The sequence below is a fragment of the Streptomyces venezuelae genome, from assembly GCF_008642315.1.
In the GTDB taxonomy this organism is placed as follows: domain Bacteria; phylum Actinomycetota; class Actinomycetes; order Streptomycetales; family Streptomycetaceae; genus Streptomyces; species Streptomyces venezuelae_D.
Genome location: NZ_CP029192.1, coordinates 3,657,847 through 3,673,715, shown reverse-complemented (window position 1 = coordinate 3,673,715; position 15,869 = coordinate 3,657,847). Strand labels below are relative to the sequence as shown.

Annotated in this window: 16 protein-coding genes; 9 read left to right on the top strand and 7 right to left on the bottom strand. The window is 71.3% G+C overall.

Annotated features, from left to right (window positions below; all coding sequences use genetic code 11):
• Positions 1–110: 110 nt before the first annotated feature.
• A complete protein-coding gene (locus DEJ48_RS15490) occupies positions 111–1,142 on the bottom strand; it encodes a hypothetical protein (RefSeq protein WP_150216689.1) in 1,032 nt (343 codons plus the stop codon).
• A gap of 240 nt (positions 1,143–1,382) precedes the next feature.
• On the opposite strand from DEJ48_RS15490, the gene DEJ48_RS15485 reads away from it, so the two are divergent.
• The 3 genes from DEJ48_RS15485 to DEJ48_RS15475 all read left to right on the top strand — a co-directional run bounded on the left by DEJ48_RS15485 (position 1,383) and on the right by DEJ48_RS15475 (position 3,628).
• The gene (locus DEJ48_RS15485) at positions 1,383–1,754 is read left to right on the top strand and encodes a hypothetical protein (RefSeq protein ID WP_223832059.1); all 372 of its coding nucleotides are present in this window, start codon (positions 1,383–1,385) and stop codon (positions 1,752–1,754) included.
• 110 nt (positions 1,755–1,864) lie between these two features.
• Positions 1,865–2,701, top strand: coding sequence for a hypothetical protein (locus DEJ48_RS15480; RefSeq protein ID WP_150216688.1), 837 nt, complete (start codon positions 1,865–1,867; stop codon positions 2,699–2,701).
• A gap of 168 nt (positions 2,702–2,869) precedes the next feature.
• Positions 2,870–3,628, top strand: coding sequence for a hypothetical protein (locus DEJ48_RS15475; protein WP_223832058.1), 759 nt, complete (start codon positions 2,870–2,872; stop codon positions 3,626–3,628).
• Positions 3,629–4,310: 682 nt separating this feature from the next.
• Here DEJ48_RS15475 and DEJ48_RS15470 read toward each other — a convergent pair.
• A complete protein-coding gene (locus DEJ48_RS15470) occupies positions 4,311–4,640 on the bottom strand; it encodes a chorismate mutase (protein WP_150216684.1) in 330 nt (109 codons plus the stop codon).
• A 482-nt stretch (positions 4,641–5,122) separates the two neighbouring features.
• Between DEJ48_RS15470 and guaA the strand changes: the two genes are divergently transcribed.
• A complete protein-coding gene (gene guaA, locus DEJ48_RS15465) occupies positions 5,123–6,709 on the top strand; it encodes a glutamine-hydrolyzing GMP synthase (protein WP_150216683.1) in 1,587 nt (528 codons plus the stop codon).
• Positions 6,710–6,792: 83 nt separating this feature from the next.
• Here guaA and DEJ48_RS15460 read toward each other — a convergent pair whose 3' ends face one another.
• The gene (locus DEJ48_RS15460; protein ID WP_150216682.1) at positions 6,793–7,272 is read right to left on the bottom strand and encodes a pyridoxamine 5'-phosphate oxidase family protein; all 480 of its coding nucleotides are present in this window, start codon (positions 7,270–7,272) and stop codon (positions 6,793–6,795) included.
• A gap of 175 nt (positions 7,273–7,447) precedes the next feature.
• Here DEJ48_RS15460 and DEJ48_RS15455 point away from each other — a divergent pair, with 175 nt between their 5' ends.
• The 3 genes from DEJ48_RS15455 to DEJ48_RS15445 all read left to right on the top strand — a co-directional run bounded on the left by DEJ48_RS15455 (position 7,448) and on the right by DEJ48_RS15445 (position 10,345).
• Positions 7,448–8,233 (top strand): class II aldolase/adducin family protein, encoded by a 786-nt coding sequence (locus tag DEJ48_RS15455; RefSeq protein ID WP_150216680.1) that lies wholly within the window; start codon positions 7,448–7,450, stop codon positions 8,231–8,233.
• A gap of 151 nt (positions 8,234–8,384) precedes the next feature.
• On the top strand, positions 8,385–9,650 hold the full coding sequence (locus DEJ48_RS15450) for a hypothetical protein (RefSeq protein ID WP_150216678.1): 1,266 nt from the start codon (positions 8,385–8,387) through the stop codon (positions 9,648–9,650).
• A 128-nt stretch (positions 9,651–9,778) separates the two neighbouring features.
• Positions 9,779–10,345: a DoxX family protein gene (locus DEJ48_RS15445; RefSeq protein ID WP_411757460.1), complete on the top strand. Its 567-nt coding sequence runs from the start codon at positions 9,779–9,781 to the stop codon at positions 10,343–10,345.
• On the opposite strand, the gene DEJ48_RS15440 is transcribed toward DEJ48_RS15445, so the two are convergent.
• Both DEJ48_RS15440 and DEJ48_RS15435 read right to left on the bottom strand, forming a co-directional pair.
• Entirely contained in the window at positions 10,314–10,565 is a 252-nt protein-coding gene (locus tag DEJ48_RS15440; protein ID WP_150216674.1) for a hypothetical protein, read from the bottom strand. The genes DEJ48_RS15445 and DEJ48_RS15440 overlap by 32 nt on opposite strands.
• Positions 10,552–11,931 (bottom strand): PspC domain-containing protein, encoded by a 1,380-nt coding sequence (locus DEJ48_RS15435; RefSeq protein WP_150216673.1) that lies wholly within the window; start codon positions 11,929–11,931, stop codon positions 10,552–10,554. Before DEJ48_RS15435 ends, DEJ48_RS15440 begins: the two co-directional genes overlap by 14 nt.
• A 183-nt stretch (positions 11,932–12,114) precedes the next feature.
• On the opposite strand from DEJ48_RS15435, the gene DEJ48_RS15430 reads away from it, so the two are divergent.
• Together DEJ48_RS15430 and DEJ48_RS15425 are read left to right on the top strand one after the other, a co-directional pair.
• A complete protein-coding gene (locus tag DEJ48_RS15430; RefSeq protein ID WP_150216672.1) occupies positions 12,115–13,404 on the top strand; it encodes an ATP-binding protein in 1,290 nt (429 codons plus the stop codon).
• The gene (locus tag DEJ48_RS15425; RefSeq protein WP_150216671.1) at positions 13,401–14,132 is read left to right on the top strand and encodes a LuxR C-terminal-related transcriptional regulator; all 732 of its coding nucleotides are present in this window, start codon (positions 13,401–13,403) and stop codon (positions 14,130–14,132) included. The genes DEJ48_RS15430 and DEJ48_RS15425 overlap by 4 nt, the downstream gene beginning before the upstream one ends.
• A gap of 7 nt (positions 14,133–14,139) precedes the next feature.
• Here the strand turns inward: DEJ48_RS15425 and DEJ48_RS15420 are convergent, their stop codons facing one another.
• Positions 14,140–14,781, bottom strand: a complete 642-nt coding sequence (locus tag DEJ48_RS15420; RefSeq protein WP_150216670.1) for a hypothetical protein — start codon at positions 14,779–14,781, stop codon at positions 14,140–14,142.
• 31 nt (positions 14,782–14,812) lie between these two features.
• The gene (locus tag DEJ48_RS15415; protein ID WP_150216669.1) at positions 14,813–15,859 is read right to left on the bottom strand and encodes an NlpC/P60 family protein; all 1,047 of its coding nucleotides are present in this window, start codon (positions 15,857–15,859) and stop codon (positions 14,813–14,815) included.
• Positions 15,860–15,869 lie beyond the last annotated feature (10 nt).

Here is a 15,869-nt window from a genome sequence, read left to right as displayed (position 1 = left end):
GCCGCGCGGAGGCACGTGCGGACACACGTGCGGACACACGTAAGGACCTGCACCCCCCTCCGAGCGCAGGTCCTTCCGCGTGATCAGGTGGCCGATGTGGCCTGGTCGGCTCAGGCCGTGCCGTCCGCCTTCTGGCGGCGTACGGCGAACACGACGCCCGCACCGGCGACGACGGCGATACCGCCGATGACACCGACGGTCGGCAGCATCGAGCTGGAGCCGGTCTCGGCGAGGCTGCCGGTGGCCGGAGCCGGGGCCTCCGAAGCACTGCCCTGCGGCGAGGGCGCGGCCTGCGCCGTCTTCGACGGGGACGAGGACGGCTTCGGCGAAGGCTTGGCGGTCTCGTCGCCGGCCTTCACGATGGTGAGCGGCCGGTACTTGGACGACGTGTGCGTGCAGTCGAGCTCGGAGTCGACGTAGGAGCCGAGGCCCTCCACGTATCCGTCGACGGCCGGGGCCTTGGCGTCGACCTTGGCCCGCAGCTTGACGTCGACGCTGTCCTCGGCGTCCAGCTCGACGTCGCCGTAGGCGAGACCGTCGTTGAGCGGGCTCTCGACCGTCGTCCACTCCTTGGTCTCGGGGTCCTGGTACTGCACCTCGGTGAAGTACCGCAGCCCGTCCTTCTTCTTCGCGTCGGCGCCGAGGTTGTTCACGAACGCGGTCCAGTGCACGTCACCGAGCGGCTCGTCCGTCGGGTTCTCGGCGCTGAGCTTGAACCGGTGCCAGCCGCTGCCCGCGACGATCTTCTTGGGCAGTCCGACGAAGTCGACCTCCAGCACGGAGTCGGGGTCCGTGCTGCCGTCGTCGGATTCGCACGTGGCGGGCGCTTCCTCGGCGGCCTCGTCCGGGACCTCGGGGACCTCCGGCGTCTTCGGGGTCTTCACCTCGTCCGAGCGCTTCTTCTCGGGGGCCGGGGGCTCCGTCGGCGGGGTCGGCTTGCCGGGCGTCTTGTCCGGTTCGGCCGTCTGCGCGGGCGGCGTCACGGGCGGGGTCGCCGTGGCGGACTCCGTCGGCGCTCCCGCGGCCGGGGCGGGCGGAGTGGACGTGCCCTCGGCCGCGGAAACGGCCGGGGCCGACAGCAGCGCGATCGGGGCTATGGCAGCCGTAGCGGCCGCGGCAGCCATGGCACGACGAAGCTTCATGAAGACCTCAGAAGTCGGAGACGCGGGGTGGCTCTTGGTACTTGCTCACTGTTGGTACTGACTTGGCACTGACTCTTGTTGCTGCATGGATGACCTGTGACGCCTGTGAATGGTTGTCCTCGCTTTCACAGAATTCTTATGTGGTGTGCCTCACAGGCCCGTTGTCAGTGGCTCGTGCTAGAACTTCCCCCGCTCGCAGGGCACCTGACAGGGCGCCCGGGGAACAGGGGAGGGGACAGCGTGGCCATACCCGACGAGGTGTGGGAGAGATTCGAGAAGGACAGCGAGCGGGAGATCCGCTCGTCGGCGCCGAAGGAGCCGTCCGCGCGGGCGCGCATGGTGGCGGAGCGGCTGCGGCGCCTGGACGAGGAGGCGGCGCGCCAACGCGTCGAGGAGGCGGGCCGGTTCCGGCGCAGGCGCGCGAAGCGCGAGGCCGAGTCCGCGCGGTGGCGCCCGGACGACTGGCGGGCGATGCCGACGGGCTCGACCGGGGGGCGCGGCGGCAGGTCCGAGCGCAGCCGTCGTGTGTGGAGCGTGGTGATCGTCCTCGGCGGCATGGCCCTCGCGATCGTCCTGCTCAGCCCGTTCCGCTTCTGGTTCTGGGGCTGGTGAGCCGACGGCACGTCACCCGGTGAGCAGCGGAACCAGATTCGATCTTCCTCCGTCGTAGATGTAGTCGTAGTTCCGGATACAGGGCGGAAAGCCGTCGGGGGAGTCAGAACGTGAAGCCATCGGTGTCGCGCGTCGTGGCGGCCGTATCGGTCGTGGTCGCACTCGGAGTGAGTGCGGCCTGCAGCAGTGGTGACGGTGGCGGCGACGCCGACAAGGGCGCGAAGCCGCCCGCGAGTGCGGGCCCGTCGAAGCTGGAGAAGGCGGCCCTGGCCGCGGGGGACGTGAAGGGCTACAAGGTCGAGAAGCCGGACGAGTCCGGGGCAGGGTCCGAGTCCGGATCCGGGTCCGATTCCTCCGCCGCCGCGCCGCCCGTGGGCAAGCCCTCCCCGGCGGAGTGCGCCCCGCTCGCGGCGATGCTCGACGTACGCACGGTGGGGAAGACCCAAGGCGCCGCGGAGAAGGCCCAAGGCGCCGAAAGCGCTGAGGGGAAGGCCACTGGCCATGTCAGCCGCATCCTGACCCCGACCGACGACAAGGACTTCACGACGACCCGCGTCGGTCTGTCCTCCCTCGCCGCGTCGGACGCCGAGCGCACGATGACCGACCTGCGCACGGCGACGCGGTCGAAGAAGTGCTCGGCCTTCCGGGCCGGGGAGCAGCGCTACATCGGCGTACGGTCGCTCCCCGCACCGCACAAGGGCGACGAGGCCGTCTCGTACAAGATCGCCCACCGCAAGGGCGAGTACGTGATGCGGGAGAGCGTCACGGTCGTGCGCACCGGCGCGACGCTCGCCGTTTTCGACGCGTCGAACCTCTACGACCCCGAAGGCGTCCAGCGCGACAGGGACGCCGAGAAGGACGGCACCGGCGGCATCGGGACGCCGACGGCGGACCAGGACCCGAAGGTGGCGCCCGACATCGTCGACGTCCAACTCGGCAAGGTCTAGGGCCTGTGCCGGCCTCGGCCGCTTTCACAATGTCACACGCGCCGCGTACAACCTTTTCGGCGGTTTCTGATCGTTACGGAAAACGCTGGTGAGCGGCGTGTGTTTACCGCTTTCATGTCGCCTCGGCGCGGGCCGTCGCCCGCGCCGTGACACGTGAAGGTAGGAAACGTGAAGTCATCTGTGTCTCGGGCCGTCGTGGCCGCGTCCGTCATGGTCGCGCTGGGCCTGACCGCAGCGTGCGGCAGCGACAAGGGCAGCGGCGACAACGGCAGCGGTAGTGGTAGCGGCAGCGGCTCCGGCGACAAGAAGCAGTCCGGGCAGCAGGCCAAGCAGAAGCCGGCCGAGAAGAAGTCGACCGCGTTGTCCGCCGCCGACCTGGAGAAGGCGGTGCTCGCCAAGGGCGATCTCAAGGGTTACAAGGTCGAGAAGATGTCCGCGGAGGACATGCCCTCGCAGACCGTGCCCGCGGACCCGGCCGCCTGCCAGCCGTTCGCCGACATGTTCATGTTCGCGACCCAGCCGTCGGCGAAGGCCCGCGTCGGCAGGATCATGACCGGCCCCGACGAGCTGGACGCCACGGTCATCTCGCTCGCGCTGCTCGCGCACGAGCAGCCCGACGCGGAGAAGGTCATGGACGACCTGCGGACGGCCACGAAGAACTGCACCGCCTACGAGCACGCGGACTCCAAGTATCGGGACGTCGCCGCGCTGCCCACGCCGAAGGCGGGCGACGAGGCGGTCTCGTACAAGGTCGTGGGCCTCATCGAGGGCCAGAAGACACCGATGAGCTTCACCGTCGTCCGCAGCGGTTCGACGCTCGCGGCCTTCTACTCGATCAATCTGCTCAAGCCGAAGAAGTTCGGCGTACCGGCGGAGGTCGTCGAGGCGCAGGTGAAGAAGGTGGAGAAGGCGAAGCAGGCGGCGTAGGCGATACCGGCGGAGGGCGCGTGGTCGGCGTCGGCCGCCGGAAGCCGGAAGCCGGAAGCCGGAAGAGCGAAGGGCCCCGCGGGACGGATCCGCGGGGCCCTTGGCTGTCGGCAACGACGTCAGGGCCGCGTCGATGCCTCGGGACGGCGCAGGGGGGGAGTGCGCCGCTCTGGTCGAGGAGCCGGTGGCCGACCCGGCGCACGAGGGGCGCTCGCGTGGTATCGACCATTGGCAATGAAATTGTGGGCGGCGGGACTCGCTGCCCGTCCTTCTACGCATCGTGCTGGATGGGTTGTTCACTGCGCAACCGTTTGGACCGCATCTGAGGGGGGAAGGCCGGGGATTCGGCCCGGGAGCCGGGACGGAGGCCGGCCGGCTCCGGGCGTCCCCGAAGCCGACCGTTCTCTTGGGTGACCGGGCTGCTGTCCCCTGCCGTCCGGTCACGTCGCTGGAGCGAGGTCCCACGGTGCAGGGAGCGATCCCTGCACCTCATCGCTCCAGCGGAGCCACGCGTGGTTCTTGCGGGCCCGCACCTGGCTGACACGGACATTGAGACCAACGAAGCCTCTCCGCGACCGGTCACGCGCCGTACGGGTGAGAGCGGATCCGAACTCAGATCCGCAGCCGCCGGGGCCGTGGGGCGGGCGCTGTCAGACACGTTCTCGGTCAGACGCGGGCGCGGTCAGACGCGGCCGCGGCACAGTTCCAGGAGCGTCATCGCGAGCGCCGTGCCGGGCTTGCCGAGCGCGTCCCTGTAGTGACCGAGGACCTCCATCTCGCGGGAGAGGTTCACGCGGCGGCCGCCGGAGGTGATGCGGGCCTCCTGGATGACGGCGGAGACGGCCATGCGTTCCTGCACGAGGCCGATGATCCGGTCGTCGAGCGCGTCGATCCGCTCACGGGCGTTCTCGATCACCCCGGCGGCCTCCGGAGTGCGGGCGCCGGTCTTGTCCGCGGAGGAGGCGGCGGTGGCGGCGGTGACGGCAGTGGCGGTCGTGGTCGTGGTCGTCATGCGGGGCTCCTTTGTCGGAAGAGGTGCCCCGGATCGGCAGGACCCGCGTACGACAGAGCGCCCCGGGCCTTGTCGGCCCGGGGCGCCCGGTAAGTCGCTTGTCGGTGGGATCAAGCAGCTCGACCATGGCAGCCGGCAGGCCGGTTGCCATAGGTAAAGAGGAAGCTGAGGTGCTTGGTCACGGGGCCAGTATGCCCCCACCGGCGCGTGCCGGGTCAACCGGGACCCCGTACGGCTCGGATGCTGAGACGCCTCCGACCCACGGGGGTGTGCCTGCCGGGACGGGAGGGCCGCCCCCGCCGGCCGGAGGGTCGTGCCCGCCGGTACGGGAGGCCCGCGCCCGCCGGGGCGGGAGTGTGTGCCCGTCGGATACGACGAAGGGGGCGCGCCGGGCCCGTTAGAATTGACAAACACAGACCCCCTGCTCACGCACGAGCCTCTGCTCACGCACCGCTCAAGCTCAACGCCGGAAGGCCGCCGCCGTGCCATCAGCGCCCCCCGCTGCCGCCGCTCCCGACACCGTTCTGGTCGTCGACTTCGGAGCGCAGTACGCCCAGCTCATCGCCCGTCGCGTCCGTGAGGCCCGCGTCTACAGCGAGATCGTGCCGAGCACGATGCCCGTCTCCGAGATGCTCGCGAAGAAGCCCGCGGCGATCATCCTGTCCGGCGGCCCCTCGTCGGTGTACGCGGAGAACGCCCCGAGGCTCGACCGCCAGCTCTTCGAGGCCGGCGTCCCCGTCTTCGGCATGTGCTACGGCTTCCAGCTGATGGCCACCACCCTCGGCGGCAAGGTCGACAACACCGGCGCCCGTGAGTACGGCCGCACCCCGCTCGCCGTATCCAAGGCCGGCTCCACCCTCTTCGAGGGCACCCCGACCGAGCAGTCCGTGTGGATGTCGCACGGCGACGCGTGCAGCGCCGCCCCCGAGGGCTTCACGGTCACCGCGTCCACGGACGTCGTGCCGGTCGCGGCCTTCGAGGACGACGAGAAGAAGCTGTACGGCGTGCAGTACCACCCCGAGGTGATGCACTCCACGCACGGCCAGCAGGTCCTGGAGCACTTCCTCTACCGCGGCGCCGGCCTCAAGCCGGACTGGACGACCGACAACGTCATCGACGAGCAGGTCGCCGCGATCCGTGAGCAGGTCGGCACCAAGCGTGCGATCTGCGGGCTGTCCGGCGGCGTGGACTCCGCGGTCGCCGCCGCCCTCGTGCAGAAGGCCATCGGCTCGCAGCTGACCTGCGTGTACGTCGACCACGGCCTGATGCGCAAGAACGAGACCGAGCAGGTCGAGAAGGACTTCGTCGCCGCGACCGGCGTGCAGCTGAAGGTCGTCGACGCGCAGGAGCGCTTCCTCGCCGCGCTCGCCGGGGTCTCGGACCCCGAGGAGAAGCGGAAGATCATCGGGCGCGAGTTCATCCGCGTCTTCGAGCAGGCCCAGGCGGAGATCGTCGCCGAGGCCCCCGGCGACCAGCCCGTGGAGTTCCTGGTCCAGGGCACCCTCTACCCCGACGTGGTCGAGTCCGGTGGCGGCACCGGCACCGCCAACATCAAGTCGCACCACAACGTGGGCGGGCTCCCCGAGGACCTGGAGTTCCAGCTCATCGAGCCGCTGCGCAAGCTGTTCAAGGACGAGGTCCGGATGGTCGGCGCCGAGCTCGGCCTGCCGGACGAGATCGTCCAGCGCCAGCCGTTCCCCGGCCCCGGCCTCGGCATCCGCATCGTCGGCGAGGTCACCAAGGACCGCCTGGACCTGCTGCGCGAGGCCGACGCCATCGCCCGCGAGGAGCTGACGGCGGCCGGTCTCGACCGGGAGATCTGGCAGTGCCCGGTCGTCCTGCTCGCGGACGTCCGCAGCGTCGGCGTCCAGGGCGACGGCCGCACGTACGGCCACCCGATCGTCCTGCGCCCCGTCTCGTCCGAGGACGCCATGACGGCCGACTGGACCCGCATGCCGTACGACGTCCTCGCGAAGATCTCGACGCGCATCACGAACGAGGTCGCCGACGTGAACCGCGTCGTGCTCGACGTGACGTCGAAGCCGCCGGGGACCATCGAGTGGGAGTGACCCCCGGGGTCGACCTCTCCCAGGCTCGCTGAGCGCCGGTGCCGCCCTTCCGTCTTCGCCACGGACGGGCGGCACCGGCGTTCTCACGTCCGCCGCGTGACCCGGACTCCGGCGCCCGGCCTCCACAGCTGCACCGCCAGGTACTTCTCGTCCTCGATGAAGGTCCGCACCACCTCCGTCAACTCGGCACGGAAGAGGTGGAAGGCGTCCGGGTCCGGCGGATTCACCGTGTCCGTGTACCGCGCGACGGTCACCGGGTCCCGCACCTCGACCGCCCGCCCCGCGATGCGGACGTCGCCGCCCGCCATCTCCGTGCCCGGCCCCGGGTTCGCCTGCAGCGCGAAACGCGGATCGCGGCGCAGGTCGAGCGCCTTGAGGGAGTTCGGCATCATGCCGAGCCACAACTCCCCGTTCAGGAATCGGACTTCGAGCCCGGTGGTGCGCGGCGACCCGTCCTTGCGGAGCGTCGCGAGGGTGTGGTGTGTGAACGCGCCGAACCGCTTCTCGACGGTCGCGGCGAGATCCGGCTCTGCGGTGGCGAAGGCTTCCCAATTCCACGTCATACGTCGAGTCTGCCGCCGATACCCGACACCTCCTGTCGCCTTTCACCGTCCCGCTGTCGCCCTTCACGGCCCCGCCGACCATGCCGCACCCCGCACCCTTGATCGCGTCGCACCCCTGTCCTCCTGTGCTTCCCGCCGGTAACTTCCGCCCCGTACAGCCACGGATGGAGGACACATGCAGGCGCCCACACCGATACCCGTCGAGCGGTTGCAGTTCGCGATGCCGCCCGTCCACGCCTCCGTGGCGGACGAACGACGGCACCGCAAGGAACGGCTCGCCGGCGCGCTGCGGATCTTCGGGAGGCTCGGCTACGAGGACGGAGTCTCCGGCCACATCACGGCACGCGACCCGGAACACACCGACTGCTTCTGGGTGAACCCCTTCGGGATGCCCTTCAAGCACATCACCGTGGGCGACCTCGTCCTCGCCAACGCCGACGGGCAGGTGGTCGAGGGGCGCCACCACGTCAACCAGGCCGCGTTCACCGTCCATGCCCAGGCCCATCTGGCACGGCCCGACGTGGTCGCCGTCGCGCACTGCCACTCGCTGCACGGCCGCGCGCTCTCCACGCTCGGCGAACTCCTGGACCCGATCACGCAGGAGGCCTGCGCCTTCTACGAGAGCCACGCGCTGTACGACGGCTACACCGGCGTCGTCGTCGACGCTGAGGAGGGCCGACGGATCGCGACCGCGCTCGGCGACCACAAGGCGGTCGTCCTGCGCAACCACGGCCTGCTCACGGTCGGGGACTCCGTCGACGCCGCCGCCTGGTGGTTCATCACCATGGAACGCTCCTGCCAGGTCCAGCTGAGCGCACGGGCGGCCGGGCGGCCCGTGCTGATCGGCCACAAGCAGGCGGTGCAGACCCGCGAACAGCTCGGCAGCGACCTGGTCGCGTGGATCAACTACCAGTCCCTGTGGCAGGACATCAGCCGCAGTGAACCGGATCTGCTGGCCTGACCTGGGCGTCAACGCCGAGCCGCGCCTTTCACCCCCGCTGACCTGACCCCGGGCATTCGTTCGCCTCCCGGTACGGCACAATTCCCTTTCTCTGCAGGGAAGTTCGCGGGAAGTCCTTGAGGCTTCGAGGGTGGGGAAGGCGGCGTACGCGGTGGCAGTGCAGGAGGCGGGGCAGGGCGTGCACGGGGGCGGTTGCACGTGCGGCGGCTGCCCGCACGGGGCGCGTGAAGGGCACCGGCGTGCCGTGGCCGCGTTCCTCGCCCAGCGCGACGGGTTCGCGGCGGGGGAAGGGCTGCCCGCGGCCGTCGCGCACTCGGCGGGCGCCTCGCGGCAGTGGGTGTCGGACGAGCTGACCCAGTCCGCGCGCGTCGTCGCCGAGCGCGGCAGGGCCGAGGGCGAGGCCTGGCTCGGACGCCTGTGGACCCGCACGCTCGGCGTCGTCTGGGGCTCCTTCGGCGTGCTCCTCCTCGTCCAGGCGCTCACCGCCATCGGCGCCGGCTGGTCGGACGCGCGCACGGCGGGACTCCTCGCCGCGTTCGTCACGGGTGGCTTGCTGACCGGCGCCGCATACGCGCACCGGGCGCGCGGCGGGGTCCTCGCGCCGGTGATCGGCGAGGACAACCGGCTCTCCACCTCACGCGCCGTGGCCGCCGCCTGGGTGTTCTTCGTCGTCTTCGCCGTGCTCGTCCTCGCGGGCGAACTCGCCGCGGCCTCGGGGCGCACGGAGCGCGACGCACTGATCGACGGCCTCCAACTCGCCCGCGCCGCGGGAACGGTGACCGTCCTCGCCGTCGTGTGCGCGGTCGCCGTCCTGGTGCGCAGGGTCGTCGGCCTGCGCGTGCTGGGCCAGCGCCTGCAGAAGGTCCGCGCGGACCGGCCGCGGGCCTCCGACCCGCTCACCGACGACGCGGGCCGCGGCAGCTTCGCCGACGCGCAGTACGTCCTGATCAGCGCCGTCGCCCTGATCTTCGCGGCCGTGCGGCTGGCGCGCCGCCCCGAGCAGCTGCCCGACCTGCCGTGGGGCCTCGCCCTGCTCGTACTCGTCTCCGCCGCGACGTACCTGGCGGGGAAGTACGCCGAAGGCGGCCGTCCCGTGATCCTCTCCGTCGTCCGCGCGCGGGAGGCCGGTGACCTCGACGCCCCCATCCGCACGGGCGACGACATCGAGATCCGCGGCGCGGGCTTCGTTCCGCCCGGCGCCGGCGACGCGGACCGGCTCGCCCGCACGGTCGTCCGCATCGGCGCCGTCCACGTCCACGTCCCGCTCGTCCCCGTGCCGGGCGGCTTCACCAACCCGACCGACGCCGTCCTCACCGTGCCCGTCTCCGTCGACGTGGAACCCGGCCGCGTCGAGGTCCAGGTCGTCACGGCCGCGGGCGTCGAGACGAACCGCGTCACGATCGACGTCACGGACTGATCCACAGCGTTTCCCCCTCCTCCACCGCACCGACTTCCTTCGCACGCCGCTGAGCAGCGCCCCCTCTTCGTACGTATCGTCAAAAGACGGGGCCACGCGAGAGGCGGCGGAGTGCCATGGCACACGGCATGCGTACGAACAGCCACATCAGCCACACCGGCCGTAGCGGCCGCACCGGGCGTGACGACTGGCGGGAGTCCGCCACCCGCTACGCCCTGCTCCCCCTGCGGATCTTCCTGGGCATCACCTTCATCTACGCGGGCCTGGACAAGCTCACCGACAGCACCTTCATGCAGGCGAGCGGCGCGGGCTCGATCGGCGCCCAGATGGAGGGCGTCCGCGACATCTCCGCGATCCCCGCTCTCGTCGACCTCTCCCTCAAGAGCCCCGTCGGCTTCGGCTACGCCATCGCCCTCGGAGAACTCGCCGTCGGCATCGGCACCCTGCTCGGGCTGTTGGCCCGGGTCGCCGCGGTCGGTGGCGCGCTCATCTCGCTCAGTCTCTGGCTGACCGTCAGCTGGCACGAAGAGCCCTACTACTACGGCAACGACCTCGCCTACCTGATGGCCTGGCTGCCGCTGATCCTCGCCGGAGCCGCGGTCCTCTCCCTCGACGCCCTGCGGGCCGCCCGCCGTGGGACACCCCGCGACCCGGACGAACCCGCTAGGACAGGCCCTGGTCCCGTGGCTCCTTGACGCCCCCGGCACCGCCGCCGGGACGGGCCGCACCTCTCGGACGTATCCCATGGATCGCCGCCGCCACGCCCGCCAGGAACAGGCCGGCCATCATCAGCGGCAGCGCGACGAACCACGGTGCGTCCCAGGCACCGCCCGCGTCCCCCGCGTACACGACCGCGACGGTCAGCAGGCAGAGGCCCGCCACCAGCTTGCCGGGGTGGAATTCATGACGTAGCACGGGTCACCTTCGCTTGTCCGACGCCGACTTCGAGGCGCAGATCGATCGTGCCGCCGCCGGCGCCGCCCGAGGGCGGCCGCAGCGTCACCGTCTTCTCCCGGCCCGGAGCGATGTCCAGGTCCTTGTCCTTGTCGCCCGGCAACGTGATGTCGCCGACGCCCACCTCCACGTCCAGCCGCACGGTGGCGTCCTTCGGCAGGATCACGTCGATGCTGCCCGCACCGACCTCGGCGCTCGTCCGCAACGTCTTGTCCTTGCCGACGTCGAGCCTGCTCAGATCTAGCGTGCCGGTGCCCAGCCCCACCTCGTACTGGGGGCGGACGTCCGCCGTCGTCGTCGGTATCCAGTCCGTGTGCGCGTAGTGCGTCGTGATGTTCTTCGGCAGGGCCGCCGAAGCGGCGAGGAGCCCGGCGGTCAGCACCGCCAGCACGATCGAACCCGCCCCGGTGCGCCCGAGGAAGGCGCTCACCGCGATGCCGAGGCCGAACACTCCGAGCGCGCACGCGAGGCCCACCTGCAAGGTCGTCCCGAGCGGATGCTCCTCCCAGGTCAGCCCGGTCCCGAGACCGCCGGCGAGCAGGGCGGTCAGGAAGACCCAGCCGCCGATCCAGCGCGGCCCTCGGGGGGTGGGCGCGGGCGGCCGCACCTTGGTCTCGCGGAGCACGCCCGCACGGTGGCCCGCCACCTGGTATTCGACGGTGAGACCCTCGGGCTTGAGGCCCTCGGGACCCCAGAAGTAGCCCGAGATCCCGTCGTACGTCCCGTCCTTGATGATCGGGTCGCGCCACCACGAAGGGCTCCCGGTGACCGGTGGCGCCTTCGCCTCGGGCGGTGCGTCCGCCACGGCCTGCGCCGCCACGGGATCGGGATCGAGGGTGTCGCGCTGCTGCGACCAGTACCCGGCGCCCGCGAGGAGCAGGGCGAGGACGCCGGAGAAGGTGAGCGCGTCCCCGTTCTTCAGCAGCGTCAGGAAGACTCCGCAGCCGACGAGCGCGAAGAGCACGGCGGTCAGCGCCTGGCCGTCCACCCGGCCGGAGAGGAGCCTGCGCGCTTCGTTCTCCTCCTCGTCCTCATACGGCACGAAGAGCCATGCGAAGCCGTAGAACACCAATCCCAGTCCGCTGGTGATCGCGAGCACGGCCAGGCCGATGCGGAAGATCACCGGGTCCATGTCGCACTGCCGGCCAAGACCGGCACACACACCGCCGATCTTCTTCTGCCGGCGGTCGCGGCGGAACTTGCGCTCCTCCGCGGGCAGGCCCGGGTCAGGAGTGTCCGCGGGACCGCCCGGGACGCCGTGCGCGGCGCGCGAGGCGTCGTGCAGGGCGGCCTCGGTCTCCGTCTCGGCGCGCTGCTGATCTGTCATGAGTCCATGGTGACCGCCGCGGGGCCGCCGCGGCAGTCGGGAAGACCCTGGACGAACCCTGATATCGCCCCTGAGGCTCAGCGGGCCGCACCCTGACAGGGCTGGGGCAGGGGAACGGATCAGGGAAGTCTCGGGGGTCGACCCTGATGCTCCGACCCGCGCCCGCGTGTGAATATCGAGAACATGCCGGAAGCCGCTGCACCGCCCATCGACGACGTCCGACCGCTGCGCAAGCTCTATCGCAGCGGCGACGGGCGCTGGCTCGGCGGCGTCGCACGCGGTCTGGCCGGACATCTCGGGCTGCCCGTGATCTGGGTCCGGCTGATCTTCGTCGGCCTGTTCACGGCGGACGGCCTCGGCGGCCTGCTCTACGCGGCGTTCTGGTTCTTCGTCCCGCTCGGCGTGGGCGGAGTGGACGCCCAGCGGCCGCCCGCGGCCGTCACGGCCGAGACGATGCCGGACGGCCGCCGAAGACTCGTCGCCCGCAAGCCCGACAAGGGACAACTCGTCGCGCTCCTCGCGATGGTCGTCGTCGCCATGGTCTTCGTCAGCAACGTGGACCTGGACGGCTCGACGAAGGCGTACGTCGTCCCGACCCTGCTCGTCGCCGCCGGTGTCGCCCTCGTCTGGCGGCAGGCCGACAACGCCCGAAGAGCTCGCTGGATGGCCGTCGGCCGTCGTCGGCGCACCCTGACGATCGCCCGCTCGGCGGCCGGAGTACTCCTGGTCGGCGCCGGTGTGTCCGGCATCTTCGTGCTGCAGGGCTCCGCCGCGCACCTGGGCGCCGTGCTGCAGGCTTCGCTCGCCGTGCTCGTGGGTGTGGCGCTGCTCGCAGGTCCCTACCTCGTCCGCATGATGCAGGACCTCTCCGAGGAGCGGCTCATGCGCATCCGAGCCCAGGAGAGAGCCGAGGTCGCCGCGCATGTGCACGACTCCGTGCTGCACACCCTGACCCTGATCCAACGCAACGCGGAGAGCGCGAGCGAGGTGCGCCGTCTCGCCCGCGCCCAGGAGCGCGACCTGCGCGCCTGGCTCTACAAGCCCGAGGGCACCGGCAAGGACGAGGACGAGGAACCCGACACCCTCGCCGAAGCGGTCCGCCGCAGCGCCGCGGAGGTCGAGGACAAGCACGGCGTCCCCATCGAGGTCGTCGTCGTCGGCGACTGCCCGCTCGACGAGCGGCTGACCGCACAGATGCAGGCCGCGAGGGAAGCGATGGTGAACGCCGCCAAGTACGGTGGCGAGGGCGGCGCGGTGCAGGTCTTCGCCGAAGTCGAGGGGGAGACGGTGTTCGTGTCCGTTCGGGACCGCGGTCCCGGGTTCGATCTGGACTCCGTGCCGGACGACCGCATGGGCGTACGAGAATCGATCATCGGCCGTATGCAGCGCAACGGCGGCACGGCGCGGCTCCGCATGGTGCCGGGCGGCGGCACGGAAGTCGAGCTGGAGATGGAGAGGACGGCGACGACATGAGCGACGCGACCGGGGCGAACGGGCCCACCGAGCCGACCGGGACGGACGAGGGCGGCGGTGCGGACGGGCGTCGTGTGCGGGTCGTCCTCGTCGACGACCACCGAATGTTCCGCACGGGAGTGCAGGCGGAGATCGGCCGCACCGATGTCACCGGAGTCGAGGTCGTGGGCGAGGCGGCCGACGTCGACCAGGCGGTCACGGTCATCACGACCACGCGCCCCGAGGTCGTCCTCCTGGACGTGCATCTGCCGGGCGGCGGAGGCGTGGAAGTGCTACGCCGGTGCGCGCCGTTGATGTCCGACGCGGAGCGCCCGGTGCGGTTCCTCGCGCTGTCGGTGTCCGACGCGGCGGAGGACGTCATCGGCGTCATCCGCGGCGGCGCCCGTGGATACGTCACCAAGACCATCACCGGTACCGACCTGGTGGACTCGATCTTCCGTGTGCAGGACGGCGACGCGGTGTTCTCGCCGCGCCTCGCCGGGTTCGTCCTGGACGCCTTCGCCTCGACCGACGCGGCTCCGGTCGACGAGGACCTGGACCGCCTCACCCAGCGCGAGCGCGAGGTGCTGCGGCTCATCGCGCGCGGCTATGCGTACAAGGAGATCGCCAAGCAGCTCTTCATCTCCGTGAAGACGGTGGAGTCGCACGTGTCGGCGGTGCTGAGGAAGCTGCAGCTGTCCAACCGCCACGAGCTGACGCGGTGGGCGACGGCGCGACGGCTGGTCTGAGCGGGCGCTAGCGGTGGGCGGCGGCGGTGGCCGGTAGTGCGGGGCCGAGGTTGCGCAGGGCCCAGCGGTAGTGGCCGACCGCCTTCGCGGCGCCGAGCAGGCCGGTCAGCCAGATGAGCAGGCCGGCACCCATGCCGAGGATGACGTCGGCGTAGGTCGCGTTGCCCGGCTCTGCGTACGCGGCCGCGGAGAAGGACGTCCAGAGCCCGAGTGTGCACACGGCGAGGGACGACAGGAGCCAGAGGAGGCTGAGACCGGGGGAGCGCAGCCGGGCGTCGGAAGCGGGGTGGCTGTCCAGGGCGAGCCAGGCGTCGGCGAGGCGCCGTATGCGTCGGTCGTGGCGGATGCCGAGGACGACACCGATGACAGCGGGGGCCAGCGCCGCGAGGCCGAGGACCAGGAGGACCGGGCCCAGCAGGAAGGCGCTGGGGTCCTTGTCGTCGATGTACCGGATGGGCTGGATCAGCAGCGCCCAGCCGGTGACGCCGCCGAGTCCGCACAGCCACAGCAGCAGGAGTCGGCTCACTCCGAGGTGTCGCCTGTGCAGCTCCTGGAGGGCCATGCCTCGGTCGGTGAGCAGCGTCTGCCGGTCCGGCCAGGTGCGCAGATACACGGGTGGCGGGGGCGGAGGCAGCGTACGGCTAGGCATGCGCGTGACAATACTGGCGCAGTCCGGTGGGTCAGGACACGCGTGTGGCTCCGGCGAACGGCATCTGGTCGATGGGGGCGAGCCGGACCGGGGCGCTCGGGTTGGGGGCGTGGATCATCTGGCCGTTGCCCACGTAGAGGCCGACGTGGCTGATGCCGGAGTAGAAGAACACCAGGTCGCCGGGGCGCAGTTCGGAGCGGGGGACTCGTTTTCCGGCGCCGATCTGGGCGTAGGTGGTGCGGGGCAGCGCGACGCCCGCCGAGCGGTAGGCGGCCTGGGTGAGCCCGGAGCAGTCGAAGGCGTCGGGGCCGGTGGCGCCCCAGACGTACGGGCTGCCGAGGGCTTTGTACGCGTAGGAGACGGCTGCGGCGGCGCGGGCGTCGGGCGCCTTGGCGGCCCCCGAGGCGGCTTCGCGGGCGGTGGACCGGCTGGCGCGGTCGCCCTCGGGGCCGGTGAGATCGGCGCGTTGTTCGGCGGTGAGGCGGGACAGGAGACGCTTCGCATCGCCGAGCTTCTTGGTGATCGTCTTCTTGTGCTCGCGCAGTTCCGCCTGGCGCGTGCGGAGGGCGTCCAGCCGGTCGTCGGCCCGGCCCCGAAGTCGCTCGATCTCCCGCATCTGGTCCCGTACCTCGCCGACGGCCACGGCCTGTCGGCTGCCGGCGCGGTCCGCACGTGAGGCGCGGTCCAGGAACTGGTCGGGGTCGGAGGAGAGCGCGAGCTGTATGGAGGGGTCGATGCCGCCGGCGCGGTACTGGGCGGCGGCATACGAACCCAGGCTGTTGCGGGCGGTGTTGAGCTTCTCCGTCTTGCGGGCGGCTTCGTCGCGCAGCCCACCGAGCTTCTTTTCGGCCTTTTCCGCCTGCTCCTTGGCGCCGTTGTACTTCTCGGTGGCGATCTCCGCCTCGCGGTAGAGCGAGTCGACCTTGGACTTCACCTCGGCGGGGCTGAGCCGGGGATCCGCGTGGCCCGTGCCGTCGAAGGCGGTGGCCGACGCGGCTCCCGCGAGGGCGAGGGTGGCGGCGGTGCGGACCGTGCTGCCGCTGAGCGAGCGCTGTCGGGGCTTGCGGTGCGCTGGCACGAAGTGGGGC